The organism is Polynucleobacter paneuropaeus (assembly GCF_003261235.1).
Lineage (GTDB): Bacteria > Pseudomonadota > Gammaproteobacteria > Burkholderiales > Burkholderiaceae > Polynucleobacter > Polynucleobacter paneuropaeus.
Window position 1 is genome coordinate 1,198,102 of the sequence record NZ_CP030085.1, and the last position, 25,065, is coordinate 1,223,166.

At 46.4% G+C, this 25,065-nt stretch carries 26 protein-coding genes; 15 read left to right on the top strand and 11 right to left on the bottom strand.

Features of this window, described 5'->3' with window-relative positions:
* Positions 1 to 5 precede the first annotated feature (5 nt).
* The 4 genes from Pas1_RS06285 (at position 6) to lysS (ending at position 5,387) form a co-directional block, all read left to right on the top strand.
* Positions 6 to 959, top strand: a complete 954-nt coding sequence (locus tag Pas1_RS06285; protein ID WP_225971594.1) for a hypothetical protein — start codon at positions 6 to 8, stop codon at positions 957 to 959.
* A complete protein-coding gene (recJ, locus tag Pas1_RS06290; RefSeq protein ID WP_112294796.1) occupies positions 956 to 2,704 on the top strand; it encodes a single-stranded-DNA-specific exonuclease RecJ in 1,749 nt (582 codons plus the stop codon). Before Pas1_RS06285 ends, recJ begins: the two co-directional genes overlap by 4 nt.
* A gap of 7 nt (positions 2,705 to 2,711) precedes the next feature.
* Positions 2,712 to 3,816, top strand: a protein-coding gene (gene prfB / locus Pas1_RS06295; protein WP_192874751.1) for a peptide chain release factor 2 whose coding sequence is annotated in 2 segments (ribosomal slippage) — positions 2,712 to 2,783 and positions 2,785 to 3,816 — 1,104 coding nt in all. Because the reading frame shifts where the segments join, the coding sequence is not laid out codon by codon here.
* A 26-nt stretch (positions 3,817 to 3,842) separates the two neighbouring features.
* Complete coding sequence (gene lysS, locus Pas1_RS06300; protein WP_112209027.1) at positions 3,843 to 5,387, top strand: lysine--tRNA ligase; 1,545 nt, start codon at positions 3,843 to 3,845, stop codon at positions 5,385 to 5,387.
* On the opposite strand, the gene Pas1_RS06305 is transcribed toward lysS, so the two are convergent.
* Positions 5,388 to 5,864 (bottom strand): disulfide bond formation protein B, encoded by a 477-nt coding sequence (locus Pas1_RS06305; RefSeq protein ID WP_112294797.1) that lies wholly within the window; start codon positions 5,862 to 5,864, stop codon positions 5,388 to 5,390.
* Positions 5,865 to 6,014: 150 nt separating this feature from the next.
* Here Pas1_RS06305 and Pas1_RS06310 point away from each other — a divergent pair, with 150 nt between their 5' ends.
* The 6 genes from Pas1_RS06310 (at position 6,015) to Pas1_RS06330 (ending at position 10,881) form a co-directional block, all read left to right on the top strand.
* Positions 6,015 to 6,791, top strand: coding sequence for a ferredoxin--NADP reductase (locus tag Pas1_RS06310; RefSeq protein ID WP_112203503.1), 777 nt, complete (start codon positions 6,015 to 6,017; stop codon positions 6,789 to 6,791).
* Between the two features lie 103 nt (positions 6,792 to 6,894).
* Positions 6,895 to 7,059 carry a hypothetical protein gene (locus tag Pas1_RS09695; protein WP_168183330.1) on the top strand — a complete coding sequence of 55 codons (165 nt, stop codon included), beginning with the start codon at positions 6,895 to 6,897 and terminating at the stop codon, positions 7,057 to 7,059.
* Positions 7,060 to 7,075: 16 nt separating this feature from the next.
* On the top strand, positions 7,076 to 7,870 hold the full coding sequence (locus Pas1_RS06315) for a sulfite exporter TauE/SafE family protein (RefSeq protein ID WP_112294798.1): 795 nt from the start codon (positions 7,076 to 7,078) through the stop codon (positions 7,868 to 7,870).
* Positions 7,867 to 8,595, top strand: coding sequence for a phosphoadenylyl-sulfate reductase (locus Pas1_RS06320; protein WP_112294799.1), 729 nt, complete (start codon positions 7,867 to 7,869; stop codon positions 8,593 to 8,595). Before Pas1_RS06315 ends, Pas1_RS06320 begins: the two co-directional genes overlap by 4 nt.
* A gap of 16 nt (positions 8,596 to 8,611) precedes the next feature.
* Positions 8,612 to 9,535 (top strand): sulfate adenylyltransferase subunit CysD, encoded by a 924-nt coding sequence (cysD, locus tag Pas1_RS06325; RefSeq protein ID WP_112294800.1) that lies wholly within the window; start codon positions 8,612 to 8,614, stop codon positions 9,533 to 9,535.
* Positions 9,535 to 10,881: a sulfate adenylyltransferase subunit 1 gene (locus tag Pas1_RS06330; protein WP_112294801.1), complete on the top strand. Its 1,347-nt coding sequence runs from the start codon at positions 9,535 to 9,537 to the stop codon at positions 10,879 to 10,881. The genes cysD and Pas1_RS06330 overlap by 1 nt, the downstream gene beginning before the upstream one ends.
* Here the strand turns inward: Pas1_RS06330 and fdx are convergent.
* The 8 genes from fdx to uvrB all read right to left on the bottom strand — a co-directional run bounded on the left by fdx (position 10,878) and on the right by uvrB (position 18,515).
* Entirely contained in the window at positions 10,878 to 11,216 is a 339-nt protein-coding gene (gene fdx, locus Pas1_RS06335) for an ISC system 2Fe-2S type ferredoxin (RefSeq protein ID WP_112294802.1), read from the bottom strand. The genes Pas1_RS06330 and fdx overlap by 4 nt on opposite strands.
* 23 nt (positions 11,217 to 11,239) lie before the next feature.
* Positions 11,240 to 13,105 carry a Fe-S protein assembly chaperone HscA gene (gene hscA / locus Pas1_RS06340; RefSeq protein ID WP_112294803.1) on the bottom strand — a complete coding sequence of 622 codons (1,866 nt, stop codon included), beginning with the start codon at positions 13,103 to 13,105 and terminating at the stop codon, positions 11,240 to 11,242.
* A gap of 4 nt (positions 13,106 to 13,109) precedes the next feature.
* Positions 13,110 to 13,634: a Fe-S protein assembly co-chaperone HscB gene (gene hscB / locus Pas1_RS06345; protein ID WP_318778966.1), complete on the bottom strand. Its 525-nt coding sequence runs from the start codon at positions 13,632 to 13,634 to the stop codon at positions 13,110 to 13,112.
* Positions 13,615 to 13,938, bottom strand: coding sequence for an iron-sulfur cluster assembly protein IscA (gene iscA, locus Pas1_RS06350; RefSeq protein ID WP_112203460.1), 324 nt, complete (start codon positions 13,936 to 13,938; stop codon positions 13,615 to 13,617). The genes hscB and iscA overlap by 20 nt, the downstream gene beginning before the upstream one ends.
* 11 nt (positions 13,939 to 13,949) lie before the next feature.
* Positions 13,950 to 14,336: a Fe-S cluster assembly scaffold IscU gene (gene iscU / locus Pas1_RS06355; RefSeq protein ID WP_112203458.1), complete on the bottom strand. Its 387-nt coding sequence runs from the start codon at positions 14,334 to 14,336 to the stop codon at positions 13,950 to 13,952.
* Between the two features lie 29 nt (positions 14,337 to 14,365).
* Positions 14,366 to 15,625, bottom strand: coding sequence for an IscS subfamily cysteine desulfurase (locus tag Pas1_RS06360; RefSeq protein ID WP_112203456.1), 1,260 nt, complete (start codon positions 15,623 to 15,625; stop codon positions 14,366 to 14,368).
* Between the two features lie 32 nt (positions 15,626 to 15,657).
* Positions 15,658 to 16,230, bottom strand: a complete 573-nt coding sequence (locus tag Pas1_RS06365; protein ID WP_112203454.1) for a Fe-S cluster assembly transcription factor — start codon at positions 16,228 to 16,230, stop codon at positions 15,658 to 15,660.
* Between the two features lie 128 nt (positions 16,231 to 16,358).
* The gene (gene uvrB / locus Pas1_RS06370; RefSeq protein ID WP_225971595.1) at positions 16,359 to 18,515 is read right to left on the bottom strand and encodes an excinuclease ABC subunit UvrB; all 2,157 of its coding nucleotides are present in this window, start codon (positions 18,513 to 18,515) and stop codon (positions 16,359 to 16,361) included.
* Between the two features lie 138 nt (positions 18,516 to 18,653).
* Here uvrB and Pas1_RS06375 point away from each other — a divergent pair, with 138 nt between their 5' ends.
* From Pas1_RS06375 to Pas1_RS06395, 5 genes are read left to right on the top strand one after another with little or no spacing between them, the layout of a single operon-like run.
* Positions 18,654 to 19,856 (top strand): amino acid aminotransferase, encoded by a 1,203-nt coding sequence (locus Pas1_RS06375; RefSeq protein ID WP_112203452.1) that lies wholly within the window; start codon positions 18,654 to 18,656, stop codon positions 19,854 to 19,856.
* Between the two features lie 43 nt (positions 19,857 to 19,899).
* A complete protein-coding gene (locus Pas1_RS06380; protein WP_112203450.1) occupies positions 19,900 to 21,198 on the top strand; it encodes a polyhydroxyalkanoate depolymerase in 1,299 nt (432 codons plus the stop codon).
* Between the two features lie 37 nt (positions 21,199 to 21,235).
* Positions 21,236 to 21,928, top strand: coding sequence for an electron transport complex subunit RsxB (gene rsxB / locus Pas1_RS06385; protein WP_112294804.1), 693 nt, complete (start codon positions 21,236 to 21,238; stop codon positions 21,926 to 21,928).
* On the top strand, positions 21,925 to 22,581 hold the full coding sequence (nth, locus tag Pas1_RS06390) for an endonuclease III (RefSeq protein ID WP_112294805.1): 657 nt from the start codon (positions 21,925 to 21,927) through the stop codon (positions 22,579 to 22,581). The genes rsxB and nth overlap by 4 nt, the downstream gene beginning before the upstream one ends.
* Positions 22,574 to 22,999, top strand: coding sequence for a DUF1841 family protein (locus Pas1_RS06395; protein WP_112295187.1), 426 nt, complete (start codon positions 22,574 to 22,576; stop codon positions 22,997 to 22,999). Before nth ends, Pas1_RS06395 begins: the two co-directional genes overlap by 8 nt.
* Position 23,000: 1 nt before the next feature.
* On the opposite strand, the gene Pas1_RS06400 is transcribed toward Pas1_RS06395, so the two are convergent.
* Positions 23,001 to 23,441 carry an HIT family protein gene (locus tag Pas1_RS06400; protein ID WP_112294806.1) on the bottom strand — a complete coding sequence of 147 codons (441 nt, stop codon included), beginning with the start codon at positions 23,439 to 23,441 and terminating at the stop codon, positions 23,001 to 23,003.
* 79 nt (positions 23,442 to 23,520) lie between these two features.
* Positions 23,521 to 24,819 carry an isocitrate lyase gene (gene aceA / locus Pas1_RS06405; RefSeq protein ID WP_112203442.1) on the bottom strand — a complete coding sequence of 433 codons (1,299 nt, stop codon included), beginning with the start codon at positions 24,817 to 24,819 and terminating at the stop codon, positions 23,521 to 23,523.
* Positions 24,820 to 25,065: the final 246 nt, after the last annotated feature.

Sequence of the window (25,065 nt, forward strand, 5' to 3'; positions counted from 1 at the left end):
TGGCCATGAATTCAATTACCAATACCACTTCCGTTCGCCGTTTTACCTTGATGATTGCAGGGGAGGATACCCCCGATCCTCAGACCGAACGCTCCCCAAGCGGCCTCCCCCAAGAACGCTTCCTCTTGGGAGATCGAGCACCTATTGCCCCAATTCTCTTACTTGGACAATCCGATCTTGTGATAGACCCCCAGCTCTCAATAGCCTGCCTACAGCCTGTTCATCTGCATGCGACACGGGATCATTTAGTTCTCCTAAATCAAAATCAGCTCGGGCTGACAGAAGAAGAGTCTGCTGCTCTACTCAAACCTATCTTGCCTTTATTGGAAGAAGATTTTAAAAGTCCTTTACTTTTTCAAAACGCCTCTTTTTATTTCATACCTGCTGGGCCGTTCACTAGTCTGGTAACGCATAGCCTGGATCAATCCCATGGGCGCAATATCGATTGGTGGATGCCTCGTGATAGTGACGAAGAGGGTGTGGCTAAAAATTGGCGCAAGCTCCAAAACGAAATCCAGATGCTCTGGCATATCGACCCTGTGAATGAGAAACGAGAACAATCTGCTCAAGCGAGCATTAACTCAATTTGGATTAGTGGAATTGGGAAATTGGCGGATGTTGAAGCACCAAAGTGTTTTCAAGAAATTCAATCTATTTATAGCGATAAACCCCTTCTTATTGGTCTAGCCAAGTTTCTCAAGATTCCACATTCGGCAGATCTCAATCAGAATAAATTGGATGCTGGGTTTGCATATGCAGATAATCCGGAACCCATCTGGGAAATCCTGTCAACCGCATTAGATACCAAACAACTTGATGAAGTAATCCTGATTGATTTCCCTGATGGTGATGTACGTGAGAGAACATTTACTCGCAAAGTATTACATCAGCAGTCTTGGATGTTCTGGCGTAAACCTAAAAAACGTTCTTGGCACGATCTTGTTGGGGCAAACGTATGAGTCGCTTTCAGCATCGTCCCTATTCTGAGAGAACAGCACAGTGGCTAGAACAAAGTGGTTTAAATCCATTACTCGCGAGATTATTTGCTGCAAGAGGTGTTGAGAAACCCGATGACTTATCGCTCGAACTCAAAAACCTCCTAGCGCCAACTGAACTGAAGAACTGTTTGAGTACTGCCAGTTTGCTAGCGGATATTCTGGAAAGGAAAGAGCCGATTGTCATTGTTGCTGACTATGACTGTGATGGTGCGACCGCTTGCGCCGTCGCGATACGTGGGCTAAAGATGCTCGGCGCAGATCATGCTGCAGTTCAGTTTCTAGTCCCTAATCGCTTTACGATGGGTTACGGCCTTACCCCTGAAGTTGTAGAACTCGCTGCGCAACAAAAGCCTAAGCCACGCTATCTCATTACCGTCGATAACGGCATCGCAAGCGCTGCAGGCGTTGAGCGCGCCCGTGAATTTGATATCGATGTGATCGTGACGGATCACCACCTACCTGGGGACATCATTCCCAATGCAACGGCAATCGTCAATCCCAATCAAGTGGGCTGCCCATTCCCTAGTAAAGCACTAGCGGGTGTCGGTGTGATGTTTTACCTCTTGGTTGCATTACGGGCAGAGTTACGTCAACGCGGTAAATTTACGAATGAGACACAACCGAAGATTGAAAATCTCTTGGATCTGGTAGCCTTGGGTACCGTTGCTGACGTCGCTCAACTCGATCGCAATAACCGTATCTTAGTATCGAATGGGTTGAAACGCATTCGGAATGGCGTTTGCCAAGCAGGTATCCAAGCCCTCTTTCAGGTTGCCGTCAGAGACGCTCGCAAAGCGTCTGCCTTTGATCTGGGTTTTGCTATTGGTCCTAGACTGAATGCTGCCGGTAGATTGGCTGATATGACTTTGGGTATTCGTCTTTTATTGACGGATGATCAAAGTGAAGCCTTATCGATTGCCCAAGAACTCGATCGCATCAACCGAGAGCGACGAGTGATTGAAACCGGCATGCAAGAAGAGGCCCTGGCATTACTAGCCGAAGATCAACTTGCTAATACGATAAGTGAGAAGTCTAGTATCTGCCTATGGAATGAAGCTTGGCATCAAGGCGTGATTGGTATTGTGGCCTCACGTCTAAAGGAGCGATTCAATCGCCCCTCCCTAGTATTTGCACCAGCTGATGGTGCTGACAGTAATGAATTGCGTGGTTCTGGCAGGTCGATTACTGGCTTTCATTTGCGTGATGCCCTAGATCTAGTCTCCAAAAGAGAGCCTGGCTTGATTCTGAAGTTTGGTGGTCACGCTATGGCGGCAGGATTAACTATTCATAAATCTGACTTTGTAAAGTTTGATGCTACTTTTCAAAAAGTTGCTGATGAATTACTTACCGATGATTTATTGGAACGCAGCCATAGCCATGATGGTAGCCTAGAGCCCACTCAATTTACCCCCGAGATCGGCGATCTTCTCGCTGAAGAAATCTGGGGCCAAGGATTTCCGCAGCCGGTTTTCTATGGAGAATTTGAGATCTCGGAGCAAAGCCTCATGAAAGAAAAACACTTGCGCTTGAAGTTGCGCCCAGTTGGTAACAGCTCTAGTAAAGGATTGACTGGCGTTTGGTTCAATCGGACCCAAACCCTACCAGAGCGCGCCAAATTAGCTTACCGTTTAGTCACCGACCGTTACCAAGGTCAGGCACGGGTTCAGCTCATGATCGAGGCGCACGATGAGAATCCCACCCTATAATAGGGACATGGAAGCCGAACAACTCAATACCATCTCCAATACCCTCTCTGATCTGCTCGAGCGTGAGCAAGCCCTTCGGGGGTATCTTTGACTTTGATGTAAAGTCACGCCGTCTTACTGAAGTGAATTCTATTCTGGAAGATCCCAAAATTTGGGATGATCAGAAAAAAGCGCAGGCCCTTGGTAAAGAGAAAAAATTACTAGATGGTGTTGTTGCCACTCTCACCAATCTCAATAGTAATATCACTGGTGCACTTGAACTGTTTGAAATGGCTAAAGAGGAAAGTGATTTTGAGACCATCTCAGCCATCGAACAAGATACTGAAAGCTATAGCAAACTCATTGGAGATCTTGAGTTCCGCAGAATGTTCCACAATGAAATGGACTCCTGCAACTGCTTCATTGATATTCAAGCTGGTGCAGGCGGAACCGAAGCCTGTGATTGGGCAAGCATGCTCTATCGTCAATACCTTAAGTATTGCGAGCGCAAGGGGTATAAAACAGAAATTCTTGAAGAGTCTGATGGCGATGTGGCAGGCATCAAGAGCGCGACCATCAAAGTCGATGGTGAATACGCCTATGGCCATCTTCGCTCAGAAACAGGAGTTCATCGTTTAGTACGCAAATCTCCTTTTGACTCTTCCAATGGCAGACATACCTCTTTCGCCAGTATTTATGTCTATCCTGAGATCGACGACTCCATTGAGATTGAAGTCAATCCCGCAGATATTCGCACTGATACCTACCGCGCCTCGGGCGCTGGTGGTCAACATATTAATAAAACGGACTCTGCCGTGCGTCTAACGCATATTCCTACTGGCATCGTGGTGCAGTGCCAGAATGATCGAAGCCAACACCGAAATCGTGCTGAGGCAATGAGTATGCTCAAGTCACGTCTATATGAACATGAGATGCAAAAGCGTCGCGCTGAGCAAGATAAGCTAGAGGCTAGCAAAACCGATGTAGGCTGGGGTCATCAAATCCGCTCTTATGTCCTAGACCAGAGTCGTATTAAAGATTTGCGCACCAACCTTGAGATTTCTAATACCCAGAAGGTGCTTGATGGAGATCTTGACGCCTTTATTGAAGCCAGCCTGAAGCAAGGTGTTTAATCCTATTAACAGCGATCTATTTTGATATGAACGATAAAGTCAACCCGCAAGCTAATCCAGAACCCCTTGATGAGAATCACATCATTGCCGAGCGACGTGAAAAATTAGCCAAACTTCGGGAAGCTGGCGTTCCTTTCCCGAATGATTTTGTGCCAACGCATTTATCAGCAGATTTGCATGCGCATTACGATAGCCTCACTAAAGAAGAATTAGCTGCCAAGAAAGTTCATGTCAAAGTGGCAGGCCGCATGGTTCTTAAGCGCGTGATGGGTAAAGCAAGCTTTGCCACCATTCAAGACCGAAGTGGGCAAATTCAGTTCTATATCAATGATGAAATTAGTGGGGCTGATACTCATGGTGCATTTAAGCACTGGGATATGGGCGACTTTATTGCTGCAGAAGGCCATCTTTTTAAGACCAATAAAGGTGAACTCTCTGTTGAGAGCAGCAATCTGCGTTTGCTCAGCAAATCCTTACGTCCTCTGCCAGATAAATTCCATGGACTATCTGATTTAGAGACTAAATACCGTCAACGTTATGTTGATTTAATTGTGAATCCAGAGAGTCGTAATACTTTCAAGGCAAGAAGTAATGCGATTGCCTCATTACGTCGTCACATGCTTGATGCCGATTTCATGGAAGTAGAGACGCCCATGCTCCACCCTATTCCCGGGGGTGCAACTGCAAAGCCTTTTATCACCCATCACAATGCTTTAGATATGCAGATGTTTTTGCGTATCGCACCAGAGCTCTATTTGAAGCGTTTAATTGTCGGTGGATTTGAACGCGTATTTGAAATCAATCGTAACTTCCGCAACGAAGGCGTGAGCCCGCGCCATAACCCTGAGTTCACAATGATGGAGTTCTATGCGGCCTATACCGACTATCGGTGGCTGATGGACTTTACCGAAGGACTTATTCGTGCTGCAGCAATCGACGCACAAGGCACTGCAATCTTGACCCATCAAGGACGAGAACTGGATTTAAGTAAACCCTTTCAGCGCTTGACTATTACTGAGGCGATTCTGAAATACGGTCCCCAGTCAAATAAACAATATCAAACGGCACAACTCGAAGATGCCGACTTCATTCGCGCTGAGTTGAAAAAAGGTGGTGAGAATCCTGATTCTCCCACCCTGAAGAATGCAGGTATCGGCGCTCTTCAATTAGCCTTGTTTGAATTGGTTGCTGAAGAACACCTCTGGGAGCCTACTTACATCATTGATTACCCGATTGAGGTGAGCCCTCTCGCCCGCGAATCAGACACTCGTCCGGGCGTCACCGAGCGCTTTGAGTTATTCATCACCGGTCGTGAGATTGCCAATGGTTTCTCAGAACTTAATGACGCAGAAGATCAAGCGAATCGCTTCCGTAAGCAGGTAGAGCAAAAAGAAGCTGGTGATGAAGAGGCAATGTACTTCGACCATGACTTTATTCGTGCACTGGAATATGGCATGCCCCCTACTGGCGGTTGCGGTATCGGCATCGATCGTCTGGTGATGTTACTAACCGATGCACCCAATATTCGGGATGTGATTCTGTTCCCGCACTTACGTCGCGAAGAAGAGTAATTAGCTCTTCTTAAAAAGTCGTTGTAGTAGCACGATCAAGAAGATTGCGAACCAAATAAAGGACCATTGGGGAAGTTGGAGACCGAAAATAGGTGGGAGTTGCGCGGAGCAAAGTCCATCAGCCTTGAAGAGCCAAGGTAAGCCACGCACAAGCTCAAACTGATTGATCCAAGTTTCTAGAGGATCAATACCGCAGGATGTATCGGGATGGAATAACACCCAGATATGGCGACCTGCGACAAGTAAGCCAAATAGCGCAAATAATGTCGCCAAAATATGGAAGAATTTTCTACTTGGCTGAAAAGCCAGCGCCATGAAGCAAGAGCAACAGATTCCCAAGTACCCTACCCTTTGCATGATGCACAAAGGGCATGGCAAGAAAGGGACGCCCTGATAGCCAAATTGCTGGAGGATGAGCGCAGCCATCACAAGACCCAGACTCAGAAAGCCCATGAGGAGGTAAAAAGTTCGGTTCATGCCCTGATGATAGCGAAGCTTAGAGTCGATTCGAAAAATCTGCCTTATTACTAAAAGTTCAGGGCATATAAAAAGTTAATCGCCTCCGAAGCTCTCGGCACAAGCTTAAGAATGGGATAATGGCGGTTTTACTGAAAATCACACCGCTTTATGGCTACTTGCAATACTGAAACCGTTCTGTCAGTTCATCATTGGAATGACACTCTCTTTAGCTTCACGACCACCCGCAATAAAGGTCTGCGCTTCCGTAGCGGGCACTTTTTAATGATTGGTTTAGAGGTCGAAGGTAAACCACTACTCCGTGCTTATAGTGTTGCCAGCCCAAACTACGAGGAGCATTTGGAGTTCTTGAGTATTAAGGTTCAAGATGGTCCGCTTACTTCACGTCTTCAAAAAATCCAGGTGGGTGACCCCATCCTTGTAAGCGAGAAGTCCGTTGGTACATTGGTCATTGATGATCTCAACCCCGGTAAGCATCTCTACTTATTTAGTACTGGTACCGGCTTGGCGCCCTTTATGAGTATTATTCGCGACCCTGAAACCTATGACAAATTTGAGAAAGTTGTTTTGATTCATGGCGTACGTCTCGTTAGTGAATTGGCTTATGGTGATTACATCAAGAATGAACTGACTCAAGATGAATATTTAGGCGAACTCATTCGAGAAAAACTCATCTACTACCCTACCGTGACGCGCGAAGCATTCAAACATACTGGTCGACTTACCACTGCCATTGAAACTGGAAAGCTCTTCAAAGATATCGGATTGCCTCCATTAGACCCAGCAGTGGATCGCGCCATGATTTGCGGCAGTCCATCGATGCTCAAAGAAACCTGTGAGATGCTCGATAGTAAGGGCTTCAAAGTCTCCCCAAGCCTAGGTCATTTAGGCGACTATGTCTTTGAGCGGGCCTTCGTAGAAAAATAATCTATATACCTGTAAGTAATATAGATATCGCTATATATTTCTTGTGGATATATAGACTCATTGCTAAAGTCTCCTCTAACGCTTGATTAACAGAGGAATCGCAATGTCGCCAGTTCGGGAACAATACAACCCCATCATTACCAGCCTTCTGCGCGAGCATGATCAATTGCCAATAGAACAAGTTGAAACTCGTAAATCGATCCAACGTCGCATTCTGTTTTTGATGAGCGCAATTAAATTTCAAGAATTTGAAGAAGCCCAGTGCTAATCAAAAAAAGTAAACCATGATCCAATTTTTCATCGATTCATCGCACTTTATTCTTTCAGGGGCACTTGTTGGTCTCTTAGTCGGCATGACCGGCGTAGGTGGCGGCTCTCTTATGACGCCTTTGCTGACGATTATTTTTGGCGTCGCTCCAACTACAGCAGTTGGTACAGATTTGGCTTTTGCTGCCATTACCAAAGGTTTTGGCACAGCAGCCCATCGCTTACACGGCAACGTCCGGTGGGATATTGTTCGCCTGCTGTGTGTGGGTAGCCTCACAACGGCAATACTGTCGATCATCGCACTGAAGTATGTGGGGCCAGTATCGAAAGATTGGAATCACCTCATTAGCCTTGCGATCGGTGCATCTGTTTTATTAACTGCAGGCTCACTGCTTTTTAGAGCGAAGATTATGAAATGGGTTCACGCAAATCCAAAGCGTTTACCTAAAGGCTTTCCTCTCAAAGTAGCCACGGTAGTAGTTGGGGCAGTGATCGGAGTCTTAGTGACTGTCTCCTCAATCGGAGCAGGTGCTATCGGCGCTACCTTGATTTTGGTTCTCTACCCCACCCTTCGGCCGGCTGAAGTTGCAGGCACCGATATTGCCTATGCTGTCCCGCTAACGGCATTAGCAGGCCTTGGCCACTGGTGGCTCGGCAATGTGCACTTTGATCTACTCGCCGGTCTTCTAATTGGATCCGTTCCTGCCATTTGGTTCGGCGCCAAACTCTCAAGCATCTTGTCTGAAAAAATTACTCGCAATACGCTGGCGGTAACACTCTTTTTGGTTGGTCTAAAGTTGGTAATCTCATGAATGCTCCACAATTCTGGACCATCCCTCCTAGTGAGTTGAGCCCCTCCCAATTGGCCATAAAAACTCAAGCGCTCCAAGAGCGCTTAGTTTCTATTTGTGACCAGTTCGATGATGTTCGCTTTGCAACAAGTCTGGCTGCCGAAGATATGGTGATTACAGACGCGATTACCCAAGCAAAGTTACCAATTCAATTCTTTACCTTGGCTACAGGTCGACTGCATCAAGAAACCGTAGACTTGGTGAAGACCACTCAAGATCATTATCAAATTAGCATTACCAAAGTCTATCCAGAAGAATCCGATGTTCAATCCTATATTGATCAATACGGAATCAACGGTTTTTATGATGGCGAAGAAGCCAAGAAAGCATGCTGTGGAGCACGCAAAATCAAGCCACTGAATACTGCTCTACAGGGTGCAAAAGCCTGGTTAAGCGGTCAGCGACGAGAGCAATCAACAACTCGTACCGAGCTGAACTTTGCTGAGCATGATGATGCCCGAGGAATTGAAAAGTTCAATCCACTATTTAATTGGACTGAAGCGGATGTTTGGGCCTATATCAAGCAAGAAAATGTACTAATACACCCGCTCCATCTTAAGGGCTACCCTAGTATTGGCTGTGAGCCCTGTACTCGTCAGGTTAAACAAGGTGAAGATATTCGGGCTGGTCGCTGGTGGTGGCTGCAAAGCGATAGTAAAGAATGTGGTCTGCACATTAATCAATAACTGAATGATTTATTAAATGCAAGAACAAACCTTATTAGATGATCATTTAGATTGGCTTGAAGCTGAATCGATTTACATCATTCGCGAAGTTGTAGCTCAGTGTGCTAATCCAGCTATGCTATTTTCTGGCGGTAAAGATTCTATTGTGATGTTTCACTTAGCGCGCAAGGCGTTTCAGTTTGGTGATCGACCTGTCAAATTACCATTCCCTATTTTGCATATCGATACCGGTCATAACTATCCTGAAGTGATTCAGTACCGTGATGATGTCGTTAAAAAGACCGGCGTCAAACTGATTGTTGGCCATGTAGAGGACTCGATTAAAAAAGGTACAGTTCGCCTTCGCAAGGAAACGGACTCACGCAATGCGGCTCAAGCAGTAACCTTACTTGAAACCATTGCTCAATATGAATTCGATGCGCTGATGGGCGGCGCTCGTCGCGATGAAGAAAAGGCCCGCGCTAAAGAGCGCATCTTCTCGTTCCGCGATGATTTTGGTCAATGGGACCCTAAAGCACAACGTCCTGAGCTCTGGAATCTGTATAACGCTCGGATCGCTAAGGGCGAGAACATGCGTGTCTTCCCTATCTCCAACTGGACTGAACTGGATATTTGGCAATACATTTCCCGTGAAAACTTAGATCTTCCGAGTATTTACTACACCCATCAACGCGAAGTGGTTAGAAAAAATAGCTTGCTAGTGCCCGTAACTGACATTACACCTAAAGCACCGGGTGATGTTAGCGAGATATTAGATGTTCGTTTCCGCACCGTTGGCGATATTAGCTGCACTTGCCCAGTGCTGAGTACCGCCTCCAATCCCTTGGACATTATTGCTGAGACTGCAATTACAGAAATTACTGAGCGTGGCGCAACTCGGATGGATGATCAAACTAATGAGGCCTCCATGGAACGTCGCAAGAAAGAAGGTTACTTCTAATGACCCAAGCAACTCATTCTGCAGAACATCAAAACGTCGTCCGTTTTATTACGGCAGGTAGCGTTGATGATGGTAAGAGCACCCTCATTGGTCGTCTCCTATACGATACCAAGTCTATCTTAGTAGACCAGTTAGAGTCCCTCTCCAAAACCAAACATGCCCGTGTCACTTCATCCGATGCTGGCGTTGATCTGGCCTTACTTACCGATGGCTTAGAAGCCGAGCGTGAGCAAGGTATTACGATCGATGTAGCCTACCGCTATTTTTCGACACCAAAACGTAAATTTATCGTAGCGGATGCCCCTGGACATGAGCAATACACTCGCAACTTAGTCACTGGTGCTTCACAATCGGATGTGGCCGTTATCTTGGTTGATGCCAGTAGGGTTGATCTAGCCGCTTCCCCTGCTACTTTATTGGCACAGACCAAACGCCATGCAGCCATTGTGCATTTACTTGGCCTGCGTCATGTGGTTTTTGCTGTAAACAAAATGGATTTATTTAATTTTGACGAAAATGTTTTCACCACCATTACCCAAGCGATTGAAGATTTATGTCAAAAGATCGGCTTACCTCAGCCAACCCTCATCCCCATCTCTGCCTTACTTGGTGCTAACGTAGTTAATGCCAGCACTTATACCCCCTGGTATAAAGGCCCTACTCTCCTCGCATGGCTTGAAAGCCTAGATACGAGTCCTGCTTCTGAAAAAACTGGGTTTCGCTTTCCGGTGCAATATGTAGCCCGTCAAGACGGTAGTGCCTCGGATGATTTTCGGGGTTATCTTGGTCAAGTTGAGACTGGCAGCATTCACAAGGGCCAGAAGATTAAGGTTTTGCCAGGTAATAGTGAAGCTACCGTGGCTGAAATCTATCTTGGCAATGGCTCAACCCGGGATGACTCTAATAACACAGTGGATTCGGCGACGACAGGTGATGCAATCGCGATTCGTCTCAAGGAAGATATTGATATTTCACGGGGTTGCTTATTTATCAATGTTGATGATGCTACACCGCCCCGCCTGAGTAAGGAAATTTCTGCTGACCTGTGTTGGCTTGATAGCGAACCACTCTCCATGAATCGGAAATATGCTTTGCGTCACACTACCAATACGGTTGGAGCCAAGGTGAAAGCAATTGAACAGGTGCTTGATGTACAGACCCTATTTCAAGCAAGTGAGACACATCCTCTGAATACCAATGAAATTGGTCGAGTAAGCTTGATACTGCAAAAGCCTATTGCTGCAGATTTATTTGATGAATCGCAAGCTACTGGTGCTTTTATCTTGATTGATGAAGTCAGCAATCATACGGTTGCAGCTGGAATGATTCGTCAGTGTATTAATTAGTGATTCTCTTTGGCATGATTGATTGAGTACTTTGGTATCTCAATCACCAAGTTCTCTTGCGCAACAATTGCCTGACAAGATAGACGTGACTGGGGGCCAAGACCCCAGGCACGATCGAGCATATCCTCCTCGTTTTCATCGGGGGGATTGAGACTATTAAGACCCTCTTTCACCAGCACGTGACAAGTTGTGCAAGCACAGACCATATCGCAAGCATGCTCAATGGGAATATCGTTTTCTAGAAGCGCTTCACAAATTGAGGTCCCAGGTAAAGCCTCTACCACCGCTCCTTCGGGGCAATATTCACTATGAGGCAAAACAACGATCTGGGTCATATTCTTCTTTTAGTATCAGTATGTTAAATTTCAGCGACATTCTTACCGGTTAGCGCCTTTTGAATACTCGCATTCATCCGGATTTGAGCAAAATCATCGGTGGCTTTAGCAGCATGGTCAACCGCCTTACGCAAAATAGCGCTATCGGTTTCTTGATTGAGGACTTGCTGCAAGCCAGTCATTTCTTTTTCAATGTTTGCTTGCTCTAGTTCACTCAGTAAATTGCGATCTGCAGCTAATGCGGTTTGTACTGCATCTAGCAAGCGCTGAGCATTTACCTGCTCCTCACGGAGAGATCTGGCTTGCAAATCCACTTTTGCAGAGGCAAATCCATCTTGCAGCATCTTGGTAATCTCGCTATCGGTAAGACCATAAGAGGGTTTGATATTAATCGAGGCTTGTACGCCTGAGCCCTGCTCTACTGCGCTGACTGACAATAATCCATCTGCGTCGACCTGAAACGTCACCCGAATCCGCGCTGCACCAGCAGCCATTGCTGGAATGCCTCTGAGTTCAAATTTGCCGAGTGAACGGCAATCCTGAGTAAGTTCGCGTTCGCCTTGAATTACTTGTAGGGCTAGCACCGTTTGGCCATCCTTGAAAGTAGTGAAATCTTGTGCGCGTGCAACGGGAATTGGCGTGTTGCGAGGAATAATCTTTTCGACCAGGCCGCCCATGGTTTCAATACCAAGAGATAAAGGAATGACGTCAAGCAAGAGCCACTCATCATTTTTGCCTTGATTGCCCGCCAGTAAATCTGCCTGCATGGCAGCGCCAAGCGCAACTACCTGATCAGGGTTGAGATTATTTAGCGGGTTGCTACCAAACAATTCCCCTACAGCCCTTTGAACATTGGGCATACGAGTAGAGCCACCAACCATCACGACGCCCTTGACCTCATCAGCTTTGAGTCCAGCATCACGCAGTGCTTTACGACAAGCTACTAAAGTCTTGTTAACTAAGTTCTGAGTAATCTCAAAGAGCTGAGCCTGGCTAACGCCGACATTGACGGTTGTGCCATCACTCAATTTTTGATGGACGCGCACTAATGGGCTATGGCTTAAATGCTCCTTGGCTTCTTTGCATGCCATCAGCAAGCTACGTTGATCTTGAATAGACAAGGGAGGCAATTTAGCTTGTTCTATCACCCAGCAATAGAGCCGATGATCAAAGTCATCCCCACCCAAGGCAGAGTCTCCGCCTGTGGAAAGCACCTCAAAGACGCCCTTAGTCATGCGCAAAATTGAGATGTCAAAGGTGCCACCACCCAAATCATAGACAGCGTAGATACCCTCAGAGGCGTTATCTAGACCATAAGCAATCGCTGCAGCAGTAGGCTCATTCAGTAGACGCAACACTTCAATGCCGGCTAACTTGGCTGCATCTTTTGTAGCTTGACGCTGTGCATCGTCAAAATAAGCAGGCACCGTAATCACCGCACCGACAATATCGTCGGCAAGAGAATCTTCTGCAAGCTGCCGTAAACGGGCCAAAATCTCTGCTGAGACTTCAATCGGACTTTTATCACCAGCAACCGTACGCAATTTGAGCATCCCGGGTTGATCGACAAAATCATAGGGAGCGCTTTCAATATGCTCAATATCCGTCAGGCCACGACCCATATAACGCTTGACTGAGACGATAGTGTTTTTAGGATCAAGCGCAATACTTTCAATCGCTTCAAAGCCAGCCTGAGTACGACCATTTGGTAAATAACGAATGACTGATGGCAGCAACTCGCGACCTTGAGCGTCAGGCAATACTTTTGGCAAAGCATCCCTCACTACCGCTACTAAAGAATTGGTGGTTCCCAAATCAATACCTACTGCAATCCGACGCTGATGGGGCGCTAAGGATTTTCCGGGTTCGGAGATTTGTAAGAGTGCCATGAATCTATACCAATGCAGCAATTGCATCATCGAGCTCGACAGCAAACTTATCGATGAATAAAAGGCCTCTGAGTAATTCAGCAGCGCGCTCATATTGATGCGCAGAATCAATCGCCAATGCGATCTCTGAAATGACTTCCTCTTTAGATTTATTGACCTCTTCAGTGAGCACTTCGAGTGCCTCTAAGTCTTCCGCCTTTTCATCCAGACTTTCACGCCAATCCATTTGACGCATTAAGAAAGCGGCTGGCATGGCAGTATTAGTTTCGAGCTGGGCATCGACACCATGAATCTGGCAGATATATAAACCGCGTTGAACCGGATTCTTGAGGGTTTGATAGGCGGTATTGGCTAAAGTTGCCATTTGCATCGCTAGCCGTTGCTCGCTATCGCTGCCACGAGCATGGCGATCAGGATGTACTTCCTTTTGAATCGATAGGTAAGCCTGATCTAAGGCAGACAAGTCGATTTTGAATTGTTCTTTTAAGCCAAAGAAACAAAAGTAATCGTCAGACGCGGAAGGATTCACCACAACCACACTCATCTTTGACGTTGGGGTTCTGAAACTTAAAGCCTTCGTTCAAACCCTCGCGTACAAAATCCAGCTCAGTCCCATCTAGATAGGCCAAGCTTTTGGGATCAACAAATACCTTGATGCCATTAGATTCAAATACCTGATCATCCGCCGTAGGCTCATCAACATACTCAAGCTCATAAGCTAGGCCAGAACATCCAGTGGTACGAACACCAAGACGCAAGCCACAACCCTTACCGCGCTTTTCAAGATTGCGGTTAACGTGAGCTGCTGCTTTTTCGGTAAGAGTAATAGACATAGGATGAATACTTATTTAGCTGGATGCTTTTCACGATAATCTTGCACGGCTGCCTTGATGGCATCTTCAGCCAAAATGGAGCAGTGAATTTTGACAGGTGGCAAAGCCAATTCTTCGGCGATCAGAGAGTTTTTGATCTCCAAAGCTTGATCCAATGTCTTACCCTTCACCCACTCAGTTACCAGTGAGGAGGATGCAATCGCAGAACCGCACCCGTAGGTCTTAAATTTTGCGTCTTCGATCACACCTTGATCGTTCACACGAATCTGGAGCTTCATGACGTCGCCGCAAGCAGGTGCGCCAACCATGCCGGTACCAACTGCGTCATCGCCTTTGGCAAATGAGCCTACGTTACGGGGATTCTCGTAATGATCGATTACTTTGTCGCTATATGCCATGATGTTTTCTCTCTATATATCTTTATTAATTAGTGAGCAGCCCACTGAATAGTGCTCAAATCAATTCCGTCTTTATACATTTCCCAAAGTGGTGACAACTCACGCAACTTGGCAATCTTTTCTTTTACTAACTTGATCGTGAAATCGACTTCCTCTTCGGTGGTAAAGCGTCCCAAGGTAAAGCGGATTGAGCTATGTGCTAATTCATCGTTACGACCTAAGGCACGTAATACATAAGAGGGCTCTAAAGAGGCGGAAGTACAAGCAGAGCCTGAGGATATCGCTAATTCCTTGAGAGCCATCAACATAGACTCGCCTTCAACATAGTTAAAACTGATGTTGAGGTTATGAGGTACGCGGTGCTCCATATCACCGTTTACATAAACTTCCTCAATATCTTTGAGGCCATTTAAAAGGCGATCGCGCAAAGCACGAATCCGCTTATTACCTTCAGCCATGCTGATACGGGCAATGCGGAAAGCCTCACCCATTCCGACAATTTGATGCACTGCTAAAGTTCCAGAACGCATACCGCGCTCATGACCGCCACCGTGAATCTGGGCTTCAATACGAACGCGTGGTTTGCGACTCACAAACAGAGCGCCGACCCCTTTAGGACCATACGTTTTGTGCGCTGAGAAACTCATGAGGTCTACCTTGAGTGTCTTCAGATCAATCTCTACTTTGCCAGTTGCTTGAGCAGCATCCACATGAAGGATGACGCCACGTGAGCGGCAAAGCTCGCCAATGCGAGGAATATCCTGAATCACACCGATTTCATTATTTACAAACATAACTGAGGCCAAAATCGTTCCAGGCTTCATGGCTGCTTCTAATTGTGCAAAATCGATCAAGCCACTTGGCAGCACATCTAGGTAGGTCACTTCAAAACCTTCGCGCTCCAGATCTCTACAGGTATCCAAAGTCGCTTTATGTTCGGTTTTGACGGTAATAATATGATTACCCTTTTCACGATAGAAATGGGCAGCGCCCTTCAAGGCTAAGTTAATACTTTCAGTAGCGCCACTGGTCCAGACGATTTCTCTTGGATCAGCATGAACTAACTGAGCCACCTCTGAACGCGCCCACTCAACCGCTTCCTCAGCAGCCCAACCATACGCATGACTGCGTGATGCTGCATTGCCAAATTGCTCACGCAGGTAAGGCAACATTTTGTCGACCACTTGCGGATCGATTGGGGTTGTCGCTGAATAATCCATATACACCGGAAAGTGTTTAGGACTAAACATAGGAACCGGTTGCTTAGGAATTTCTTGAGGTGCGTTCATGGTGTGCTTTTGGTCATGCCCAAGTAGGTGCTTTAACTTTGCTGGGCTAAATTAAATACTGAATTAATCAACGGTGGCTTAGGAGCCACTTCCTTCTTAGCAGCTACGGTAGCAGGCGCTTGTTTTTCAGGTTTACTGCCATCAATCTTGGCCTTCTTGTGGCGCATGTCCTGAATCACAATGCCACGACCAGATTGCTGTTGTACTAAATCACGCAAGGTCACTGAGCTCAGATACTCAACCATCTTGGAATTGAGATTGGCCCATAGATCGTGAGTCATACAACGACCCAAATGGTCTTCTTCACTATGACAGTTGCCTTTGCCACCACACTGAGTTGCATCTAAGGGTTCATCGACGGCCACAATGATGTCCGCCACGCTCACCTCATCTGACTTGCGTGCAAGCGTATAGCCCCCACCAGGACCGCGAGTACTCTCGACAATATTGAAACGGCGTAATTTGCCGAACAATTGCTCCAGGTAGGAAAGGGAAATTTTTTGTCTCTGACTGATCCCAGCCAAAGTTACAGGCCCATGTGCTTCACGGAGGGCTAAATCTATCATTGCGGTTACTGCAAAACGGCCTTTAGTTGTAAGTCTCATATGTCACCTTGGTAATGGATTGTTATGGACAGCTATTGGTCAGATGGGTAATACCCGACCAATCCACTCAACTATAACAGAAAAGTGGGTTTTTTGCCCCTGCAATACATATCCGAGTGGTAGGGAGATTAGCCCAGGAAGTCGTGAGATAGGGCCCCAAAGGCCATTTCTTTGACTTTGGATAGCCGGTCGCGGGTGCTGGCAGCCTTCTCAAATTCAAGGTTTTTAGCCTCAGAGTTCATTTGCTTCTCTAGACGTTTAATTTCAGCTGCTAGGTCTTTTTCAGTCATGTCCTCATAGCGGGCTCGCTCTTGGGCTGTCTGAAGCTCAATCCGCTTCTCACCCACGTCATAAACACCATCAATGATGTCTTTAATGCGCTTGGTGACGCCACGTGGCTCGATGCCATGTTCTTTATTAAACGCAATTTGTTTTGTTCTACGTCGCTCAGTTTCACCCATCGCGCGCCGCATAGAATCAGTAACACGGTCAGCATACAAAATGGCTTTGCCGCGTACGTTTCGTGCGGCACGTCCAATCGTTTGAATCAAACTGCGCTCAGAACGCAAGAAGCCCTCTTTGTCAGCATCCAAGATGGCGACCAAGGACACTTCAGGAATATCCAAACCTTCGCGTAATAAATTAATACCGACCAATACATCGAATACACCCAAACGCAGATCACGCAGAATTTCGACCCGCTCGACCGTATCGATATCTGAGTGGACATAGCGCACCTTCACTCCGTTATCCGATAGGTAATCTGTTAGTTGCTCCGCCATACGTTTAGTCAGCACAGTAACCAAGACACGCTCACCTACTTTGACCCGTTCATGAATTTGACTCAATAGATCATCGACCTGTGTGCTGGCTGGTAACACTTCGATTTCAGGATCAACAAGACCAGTTGGCCGCGCTACTTGCTCTACAACTTGTCCAGTATGCTGACCCTCATAATCTGCTGGGGTCGCTGAAACAAAAATGGTCTGACGCATCTTGGTCTCGAATTCAGTGAACTTTAAGGGTCGGTTGTCCATTGCCGATGGCAGACGGAAACCAAACTCAACGAGCGTGTGTTTACGCGACTTATCCCCGTTATACATCGCATTGAGCTGCCCAATGAGGACATGACTCTCATCCAAGAACATCAAAGCATCGTTAGGCAAGTAATCCACCAAAGTCGGCGGAGCCTCGCCTGGCTTGGCGCCAGAGAGATGGCGGGAGTAGTTCTCAATTCCTTTGCAGAAGCCCAACTCATTGAGCATCTCGAGATCAAAGCGCGTCCGTTGCTCTAAGCGCTGCGCCTCAACCAGCTTGCCATCCTTGACAAACTCATCGAGACGTTCGCGCAACTCGGTCTTAATCGTTTCAATCGCTTTAAGTACTGTCTCGCGTGGGGTGACATAGTGTGAGCTAGGGTAGACAGTAAAGCGAGGAATCTTTTGACGAATACGTCCAGTTAAAGGATCAAAGAATTGCAAACTCTCAATTACATCGTCAAACAACTCCACCCGAATCGCGAGCTCATTATGTTCTGCAGGGAAGATATCAATCGTATCGCCACGAACCCTGAAAACACCGCGCTTGAAATCTAATTCATTGCGCTCGTATTGCATCGCAATTAAGCGGACCAAAATATCGCGCTGGCTCATCTTGTCACCAGGCCGCAACGTCATGACCATGCTGTGGTAATCACCGGGATTGCCAATACCGTAAATCGCCGACACTGTTGCCACAATAATGACATCGCGTCGCTCGAGCAAACTCTTGGTTGCTGATAAACGCATCTGTTCGATATGTTCGTTAATTGAAGAATCTTTCTCAATAAACAAATCGCGCTGCGGCACATAAGCTTCAGGCTGGTAATAGTCGTAGTAGCTCACGAAATACTCCACTGCATTGCGTGGAAAGAATTCGCGGAACTCGCTATAGAGTTGTGCTGCTAGTGTTTTATTAGGAGCAAAAACAATGGCTGGGCGCCCTGTTCTGGCAATGACATTGGCCATCGTAAAAGTCTTGCCAGAACCGGTTACCCCCAAGAGCGTCTGAAACACCAAACCATCCTCTACGCCCTCAACCAACTTCTCAATTGCCTGAGGTTGATCACCTGCTGGCGGGAATGGCTGGTAGAGGTGGTAAGGGGAATCGGGAAATTCGACAAACTTAGCGGGATCCAAGTCATGCCCTGCTTGGCCCAATGGGTCGGCCACTACCGCGGGGAGAGTCTCATTCACAGGGGATTTAGAGGAGGTTTTCGGGGACTTAGGGGGCATCTCAGCTATCATTTCAGCTGTAAGTTTGTATTACAGAGAATTTTGCACAAACGATGATTTTGCCGTTTTTATTAAAAAATAGTGAACTTCGGTGTAAAAATTCGTAAATTAAGCTAAAAAGTACCTATAACCTCTTCTTCCCCAGACCAAATGACCCTGTTTTCTTCTGTTCAGCTTGCCCCTAAAGACCCTATTTTTGGCTTAACCGAGGCCTATGTTGCCGATCAAAAACCCGATAAGGTCAATCTTGGAGTAGGAGTCTACTTTACAGACGAGGGCAAGATTCCTTTGCTAAAGGCCGTGCTTAAGGCTGAAGAAGAATTGGTTGCCAAACACTTACCAAGAGGCTACATCCCCATTGATGGTCCCAACCCCTATAACCAAGCGGTCCAGAATTTATTGTTTGGTGCTCACTCTCCTTTAATCAAGGATGGGCGTGTTGTGACTGCCGAATGTATCGGCGGCACTGGTGCATTGCGCGTTGGCGCTGACTTCATTGAGCGTTTGAATTTGAGGGCTCCTGCTGCAATTAGTAACCCCACCTGGGAAAACCATCGCGGTATTTTTGAAGCCGCTGGATTTGAAGTTCGTGACTACACCTATTTTGATAGCGCGACTCACGGTGTTGACTTTGCAGGCATGGTGAAATCTTTAGAGTCTTATCCAAAGCACACCACAGTCGTTTTGCATGCATGCTGCCATAACCCTACTGGTGCCGACATTACTGAAGCGCAATGGCGTCAAGTGATTGAGATTTGCAAGTCAAAAGAGCTGATTCCATTCTTGGACATGGCTTACCAAGGTTTTGCTGATGGCATTGATCAAGATGGTATTGCTGTGCGACTCTTTGCAGATTCTGGCATGTCCTTCTTTGTATCGAGTTCTTTTTCTAAATCTTTTTCTCTATATGGTGAGCGTGTTGGCGCTCTATCTATCATCACCCAAAGCAAAGAAGAATCTAATCGCGTTCTTTCACAACTCAAGCGTGTAATTCGTACGAACTATTCAAATCCACCAACCCATGGTGGCGCTATTGTTGCTGCCGTCCTGAATACGCCTGAACTGCGCCAGATGTGGGAAGAAGAGTTAGCTACCATGCGCAATCGTATTAAAAAGATGCGTCATGACTTTGTGATTAAATTAGCTGAGGCTGGCGTAAAAGAAGATCTTTCTTTCATTGAAGATCAGCGTGGCATGTTCTCGTATTCAGGCTTAACAGCCGAGCAAGTGGAGCGCCTGCAGAAGGAAGATGGTATCTACGCCCTCTCAACAGGTCGTATTTGCGTTGCAGCCCTCAATACTAAAAATATTGATAAAGTAGCTAGAGCGATTGCTCGGGTTTTGGCTGCATAGTATTAAGATAGTTTGGTAGTTCAACTGATTTTTAGGAGGTAGCATGCTATATCAGTTACATGAGTTTCAAAAGGCCTTACTCAATCCACTGAGTGCTTGGGCGCGTGCGGCTTCTGAAACTTTCATGAATGCCTCCAATCCCCTTTCGAAGATGCCAGGCTCCTCACGTTTAGCAGCTAGCTATGAGTTACTCCACCGCCTTGGCAAAGAATATAAAAAACCAGAATTCGGCATTAAGACAGTGCATGCTCATGGACGTGACGTTGCCATTCATGAGGCTGTAGTGTTAGCCAAACCATTCTGCCAACTGATTCGATTCAAGCGTTTCTCTGATGATGTTCAAGTCATTACAAAACTCAAAGAAGATCCGGTTGTACTGGTAGTAGCCCCTATGTCAGGGCATCATGCGACTTTATTGCGTGATACCGTAAGAACCTTATTGCAAGACCACAAGGTTTACATTACTGACTGGGTCGACGCGCGAAATATTCCGCTGGAAGATGGGGATTTTGGCTTGGATGACTATGTTCACTACATCCAAGAATTTATCCGCACGATCGGCGCCAAGGATCTTCATGTGATCTCTGTATGCCAGCCTACGGTTCCAACTCTAGGTGCAATTTCGCTCATGGCCTCTGCAGGAGAGCAAACGCCTGCCTCCATGATCATGATGGGTGGGCCAATTGATGCCCGCAAATCACCTACCGCAGTAAATAATTTGGCAGATAAAAAATCTTACGATTGGTTTGAGAGCCATGTGATTTATAAAGTCCCTCCTCCACACCCTGGCGCAGGAAGACGCGTCTATCCTGGCTTCTTGCAACATGCTGGCTTTATGGCTATGAACCCACAAAACCATATGCAATCCCATTGGGATTTCTTCAAGAGCCTGATGAAGGGCGATGAAGATGATGCTAATGCCCATATTCGTTTCTATGATGAGTACAACGCAGTACTTGATATGGATGCTAAGTTTTATTTAGATACGATCAAGACTGTTTTCCAAGACTATGCCTTACCTAATGGCACTTGGAAAGTCGGTGATGAGCTTGTTAAACCTCAAGATATTTCGCATACTGCCTTGCTAACCATTGAAGGCGAGCTAGACGATATCTCTGGTAGCGGTCAGACACGCGCAGCTCACAAACTATGCAAAGGCATCCCTACAGAGCATAAAGATCATTATGAAGTTGCTGGTGCTGGACATTACGGTATCTTTGCTGGACGACGTTGGCGTGAGAAGGTTTACCCCAAGGTCAAATCCTTCATTCGCGACCATCAAGAAATTCATAAAAAAACTAAGGCTAGACCTCCAGCCTTAGGCGGCAAGACCTCTGACTAATACAGTCAGACTTAGTTAAATTGAAGTAGCGCATTACATGAATACCCTTGAGGAAAATGCGCTTGCCGATTCTCTAGAAGACGCTCTACCCCAAACCCAATGCACTAAGTGTGGCTATCCGGATTGCAGAGCCTATGCACAAGCCATGGCATCTGGTGATGTCAAACCTAACCGCTGCCCTCCTGGTGGTGTCGAAGGGATTCAGAGACTCAGTCGGATTTTAGAGCCGTACTTTCCGCTAGATGCTTTTGTACTCAATTCTCAAATAGATCCTAGCTGTGGTGTCGAGCGCTCCAGACCCGTCGCAGTAATTGATCCTAAACGCTGTATTGGTTGCACCCTCTGTATTCAGGCCTGCCCTGTTGATGCCATTGTGGGGGCTTCCAAACAGCTTCATGTCGTGCTGGATGACTGGTGTACTGGCTGCGATTTATGTTTGCCACCGTGCCCAGTAGATTGCATCACGATGGTAGGCGTCACTGATCAGAATACTGGCTGGAATGCTTGGGCCCCCGCTTTAGCCGATGAAGCCCGAATACGTTACCACGCTAGAGAAACCCGTTTGGCTAGAGAAGAACGTGATAACCAAGAGCGTCTTGCAAAGAAAGCGAGTGCTAAGTTATCGGCACTGAATGCAGAGTCTGCATCAACAGAAGCTGAGCTTACCGAACAGGCACGTAAACGTAAAATTATTGCAGCAGCCATTGCACGAGCCGAGCAATCCAAATGAATCTTGAGCGGCGGCGCAGTTTTTTTGAGCTATTAAAGGCGAACAACCCACAGCCCACCACTGAACTTGAATACAGCTCACCCTTTGAGCTCTTAATTGCAGTCCTACTTTCCGCACAAGCTACTGATGTCTCAGTAAATAAAGGGACACGAAAACTATTTAAGATTGCCAATACCCCGCAAGCTTTACTAAATTTAGGTGAGGAAGGTGTCCGCCCCTATATTCAGCATATTGGTTTATTCAGAACCAAAGGGAAGCATATACAAGAGACCTGTAAAATTTTGCTAGAGCAGCATCAGGGTGAAGTCCCTCGTACGCGTGAGGCCCTAGAGGCTTTGCCAGGGGTTGGTAGAAAAACGGCTAACGTGATACTGAACACAGCGTTTGGCGAGCCAACAATTGCAGTCGATACCCATATTTTTAGAGTGTCGAATCGAACAGGCTTAGCGCCAGGAAAAGATGTTGTTATGGTTGAAGCACAACTCATGAAACGCGTTCCTAAAGAATTTTTACAGGACGCCCATCATTGGCTTATTCTGCATGGCAGATATACTTGCACGGCTCGCAACCCTCACTGTCAAGAATGCATTGTTGAGCCACTCTGCAGGTTTAAACAAAAAACGGGAAAAGGAAAAGTGCGTGGCGATATTTAACCCTACTCGCGAAGAAGTGCGGCGCTTTTTCTGCGACACCTGGAAAAAGAAAACTGAGGGTCATATTCTTGCTCCTCTTGAGATCATCGCAGGTGACTGGATGGAGCAGCATCCCGAGTACCACGACCTACTGGCTGATCCTGAAGGTGCTCTCGCGCAAGATTACACTCCTGAACGCGGGGAAACCAATCCCTTTTTACATCTTTCGATGCATCTTTCGATCAGCGAGCAAATCTCAATCGATCAACCACCTGGGATACGTCAGGTTTCAGAAACCCTCACCAAGAAATTAGGCTCTGCACATGAAGCACAACATCTGATAATGGAATGTCTAGGGCAAGTCATGTGGGAGGCCCAAAGAGAGGGTGGGCAACTGAGTCCTGAAAAATACCTTGAGGCTTTAAAGAAGCTAGTTTGAGCTAGGCTAGCGCAGCAATTGCTGCGCGAATTGCCTTTGGTAACTCCGCAGCTAGCCTCTTACGTTCAGCAATGATTGCTGGAGATGTCTCTCGCACCCTAGCTGACCACGCAGTACTTGGGAAAAAAGCATCATCCTCATAACGCGGTATGACATGCCAATGCAAATGGGGTACTTGGTTACCCAAAGAGGCTAAATTGATCTTGAGTGGCTCCATTGTTTGATCAATCGCCTGTTCAACAGCAAAAACGAGATTCATTAAATGTTCACGCTCTCCATAAGTGAGCTCAGACATTTCACGCACGTGACGATTCCAAATCACTCGACAAAAACCCGGCAAGTCAGGATCGTGAATCAAAATCACGCGGCAGTCATCGCCACGCCAAATCAACTCCCCCTCTTCAGGTCTCAAGGTATCTTTACAAAGTACGCAATTGCTCATGAGGTGAATGTAAACGAAAACGGCATCTAAGTCACCCTCATGAGGCGAATTAGATGCCGGTATAGTTGAGAAATTCCGCTTAGTGGAACTGCTCTTCTTCGGTAGAGCCTGTTAATGCAGTAACGGAAGACTTACCACCCTGAATAACGGTTGTGACGTCATCAAAGTAACCTGTGCCAACTTCTTGCTGATGGGATACGAAGGTGTAGCCACGATCACGGGCAGCAAATTCTGGCTCTTGAACTTTCTCAACATAAGCAGTCATACCGCGCTTCGAGTAGTCTTGGGCCAAGTCGAACATGTTGTACCACATTGAGTGAATACCAGCCAAAGTGATGAACTGATATTTGTAACCCATTGCGCCCAATTCACGCTGGAACTTAGCAATCGTTGCATCATCTAAATTCTTCTTCCAGTTGAAAGATGGTGAGCAGTTATACGCCAACATCTTGCCTGGGAATTTTGCTCGAATCGCTTCAGCAAATTTTCTAGCAAAGTCTAAATCAGGAGTACCTGTTTCACACCAGACCATATCTGCGTAGGCAGCGTAAGCCAAGCCACGGGAGATTGCTTGATCAAGACCTTTGCGGGTTTTGTAGAAGCCCTCTGGAGTACGTTCGCCGGTGAGGAATGGCTTATCGTTCTCATCATAATCAGAGGTCAATAAGTCAGCAGCTTCTGCATCGGTACGAGCCAAGATAATGGTAGGCACACCCATGACGTCCGCAGCTAAGCGGGCTGAGATCAATTTCTGAACAGATTCAGAGGTAGGCAATAGAACCTTACCACCTAAGTGACCACATTTCTTTACAGAAGAAAGTTGATCTTCAAAGTGAACACCTGCAGCGCCCTGCTTGATCAAGGCTTTACTTAATTCAAAAGCATTTAGTACACCACCGAAACCGGCCTCAGCATCAGCAACAATAGGAGCAAAGTAATCGATATGACCAGCATCACCAGGATTAACACCTTTAGCCCACTGAATTTCATCGGCACGTTGGAAAGAATTGTTGATCCGCTCAACCATCTTTGGAACGGAGTCAACTGGATATAAAGATTGATCTGGATACATTGCAGCATAAGAATTTCCATCAGCAGCAACCTGCCAACCAGACAAGTAAATTGCCTGAATGCCTGCTTTCACTTGTTGCATGGCCTGACCGCCTGTGAGCGCCCCAAGACAGTTAACGTACGCTTCGTTATTAACCAAGTTCCATAACTTCTCAGCACCAGTCTTGGCTAGTGTGTGCTCAATCTTGAGGGAGCCACGCAAACGGACAACATCCTCAGCGGTATAGCCACGCTTGATGCCTTGCCATCTTGGATTGGTATCCCAGTCTTTTTGAATTGCAGCAATATCAGCTTTGCGATCGGTCATGCTCTTCTCCCTATAAAAATGAAAACTTCAAATATTGAGACCATCAGAATTGGTAATTCAAGTCTTATGTCTTATATAAGAGTTTAGAGATTGATTAAAAACACACAAGGCTTTTTTTATCTTTTTGAGTATAGATTTAAGTCAAATAATTCAGTGACTTATGATTTAATTTCCATATTATGGAATATAAGTTCAATGCTTGAAATCAACTCAAGCCGGTTTTATTGCACTGCATTTTACAAGTGG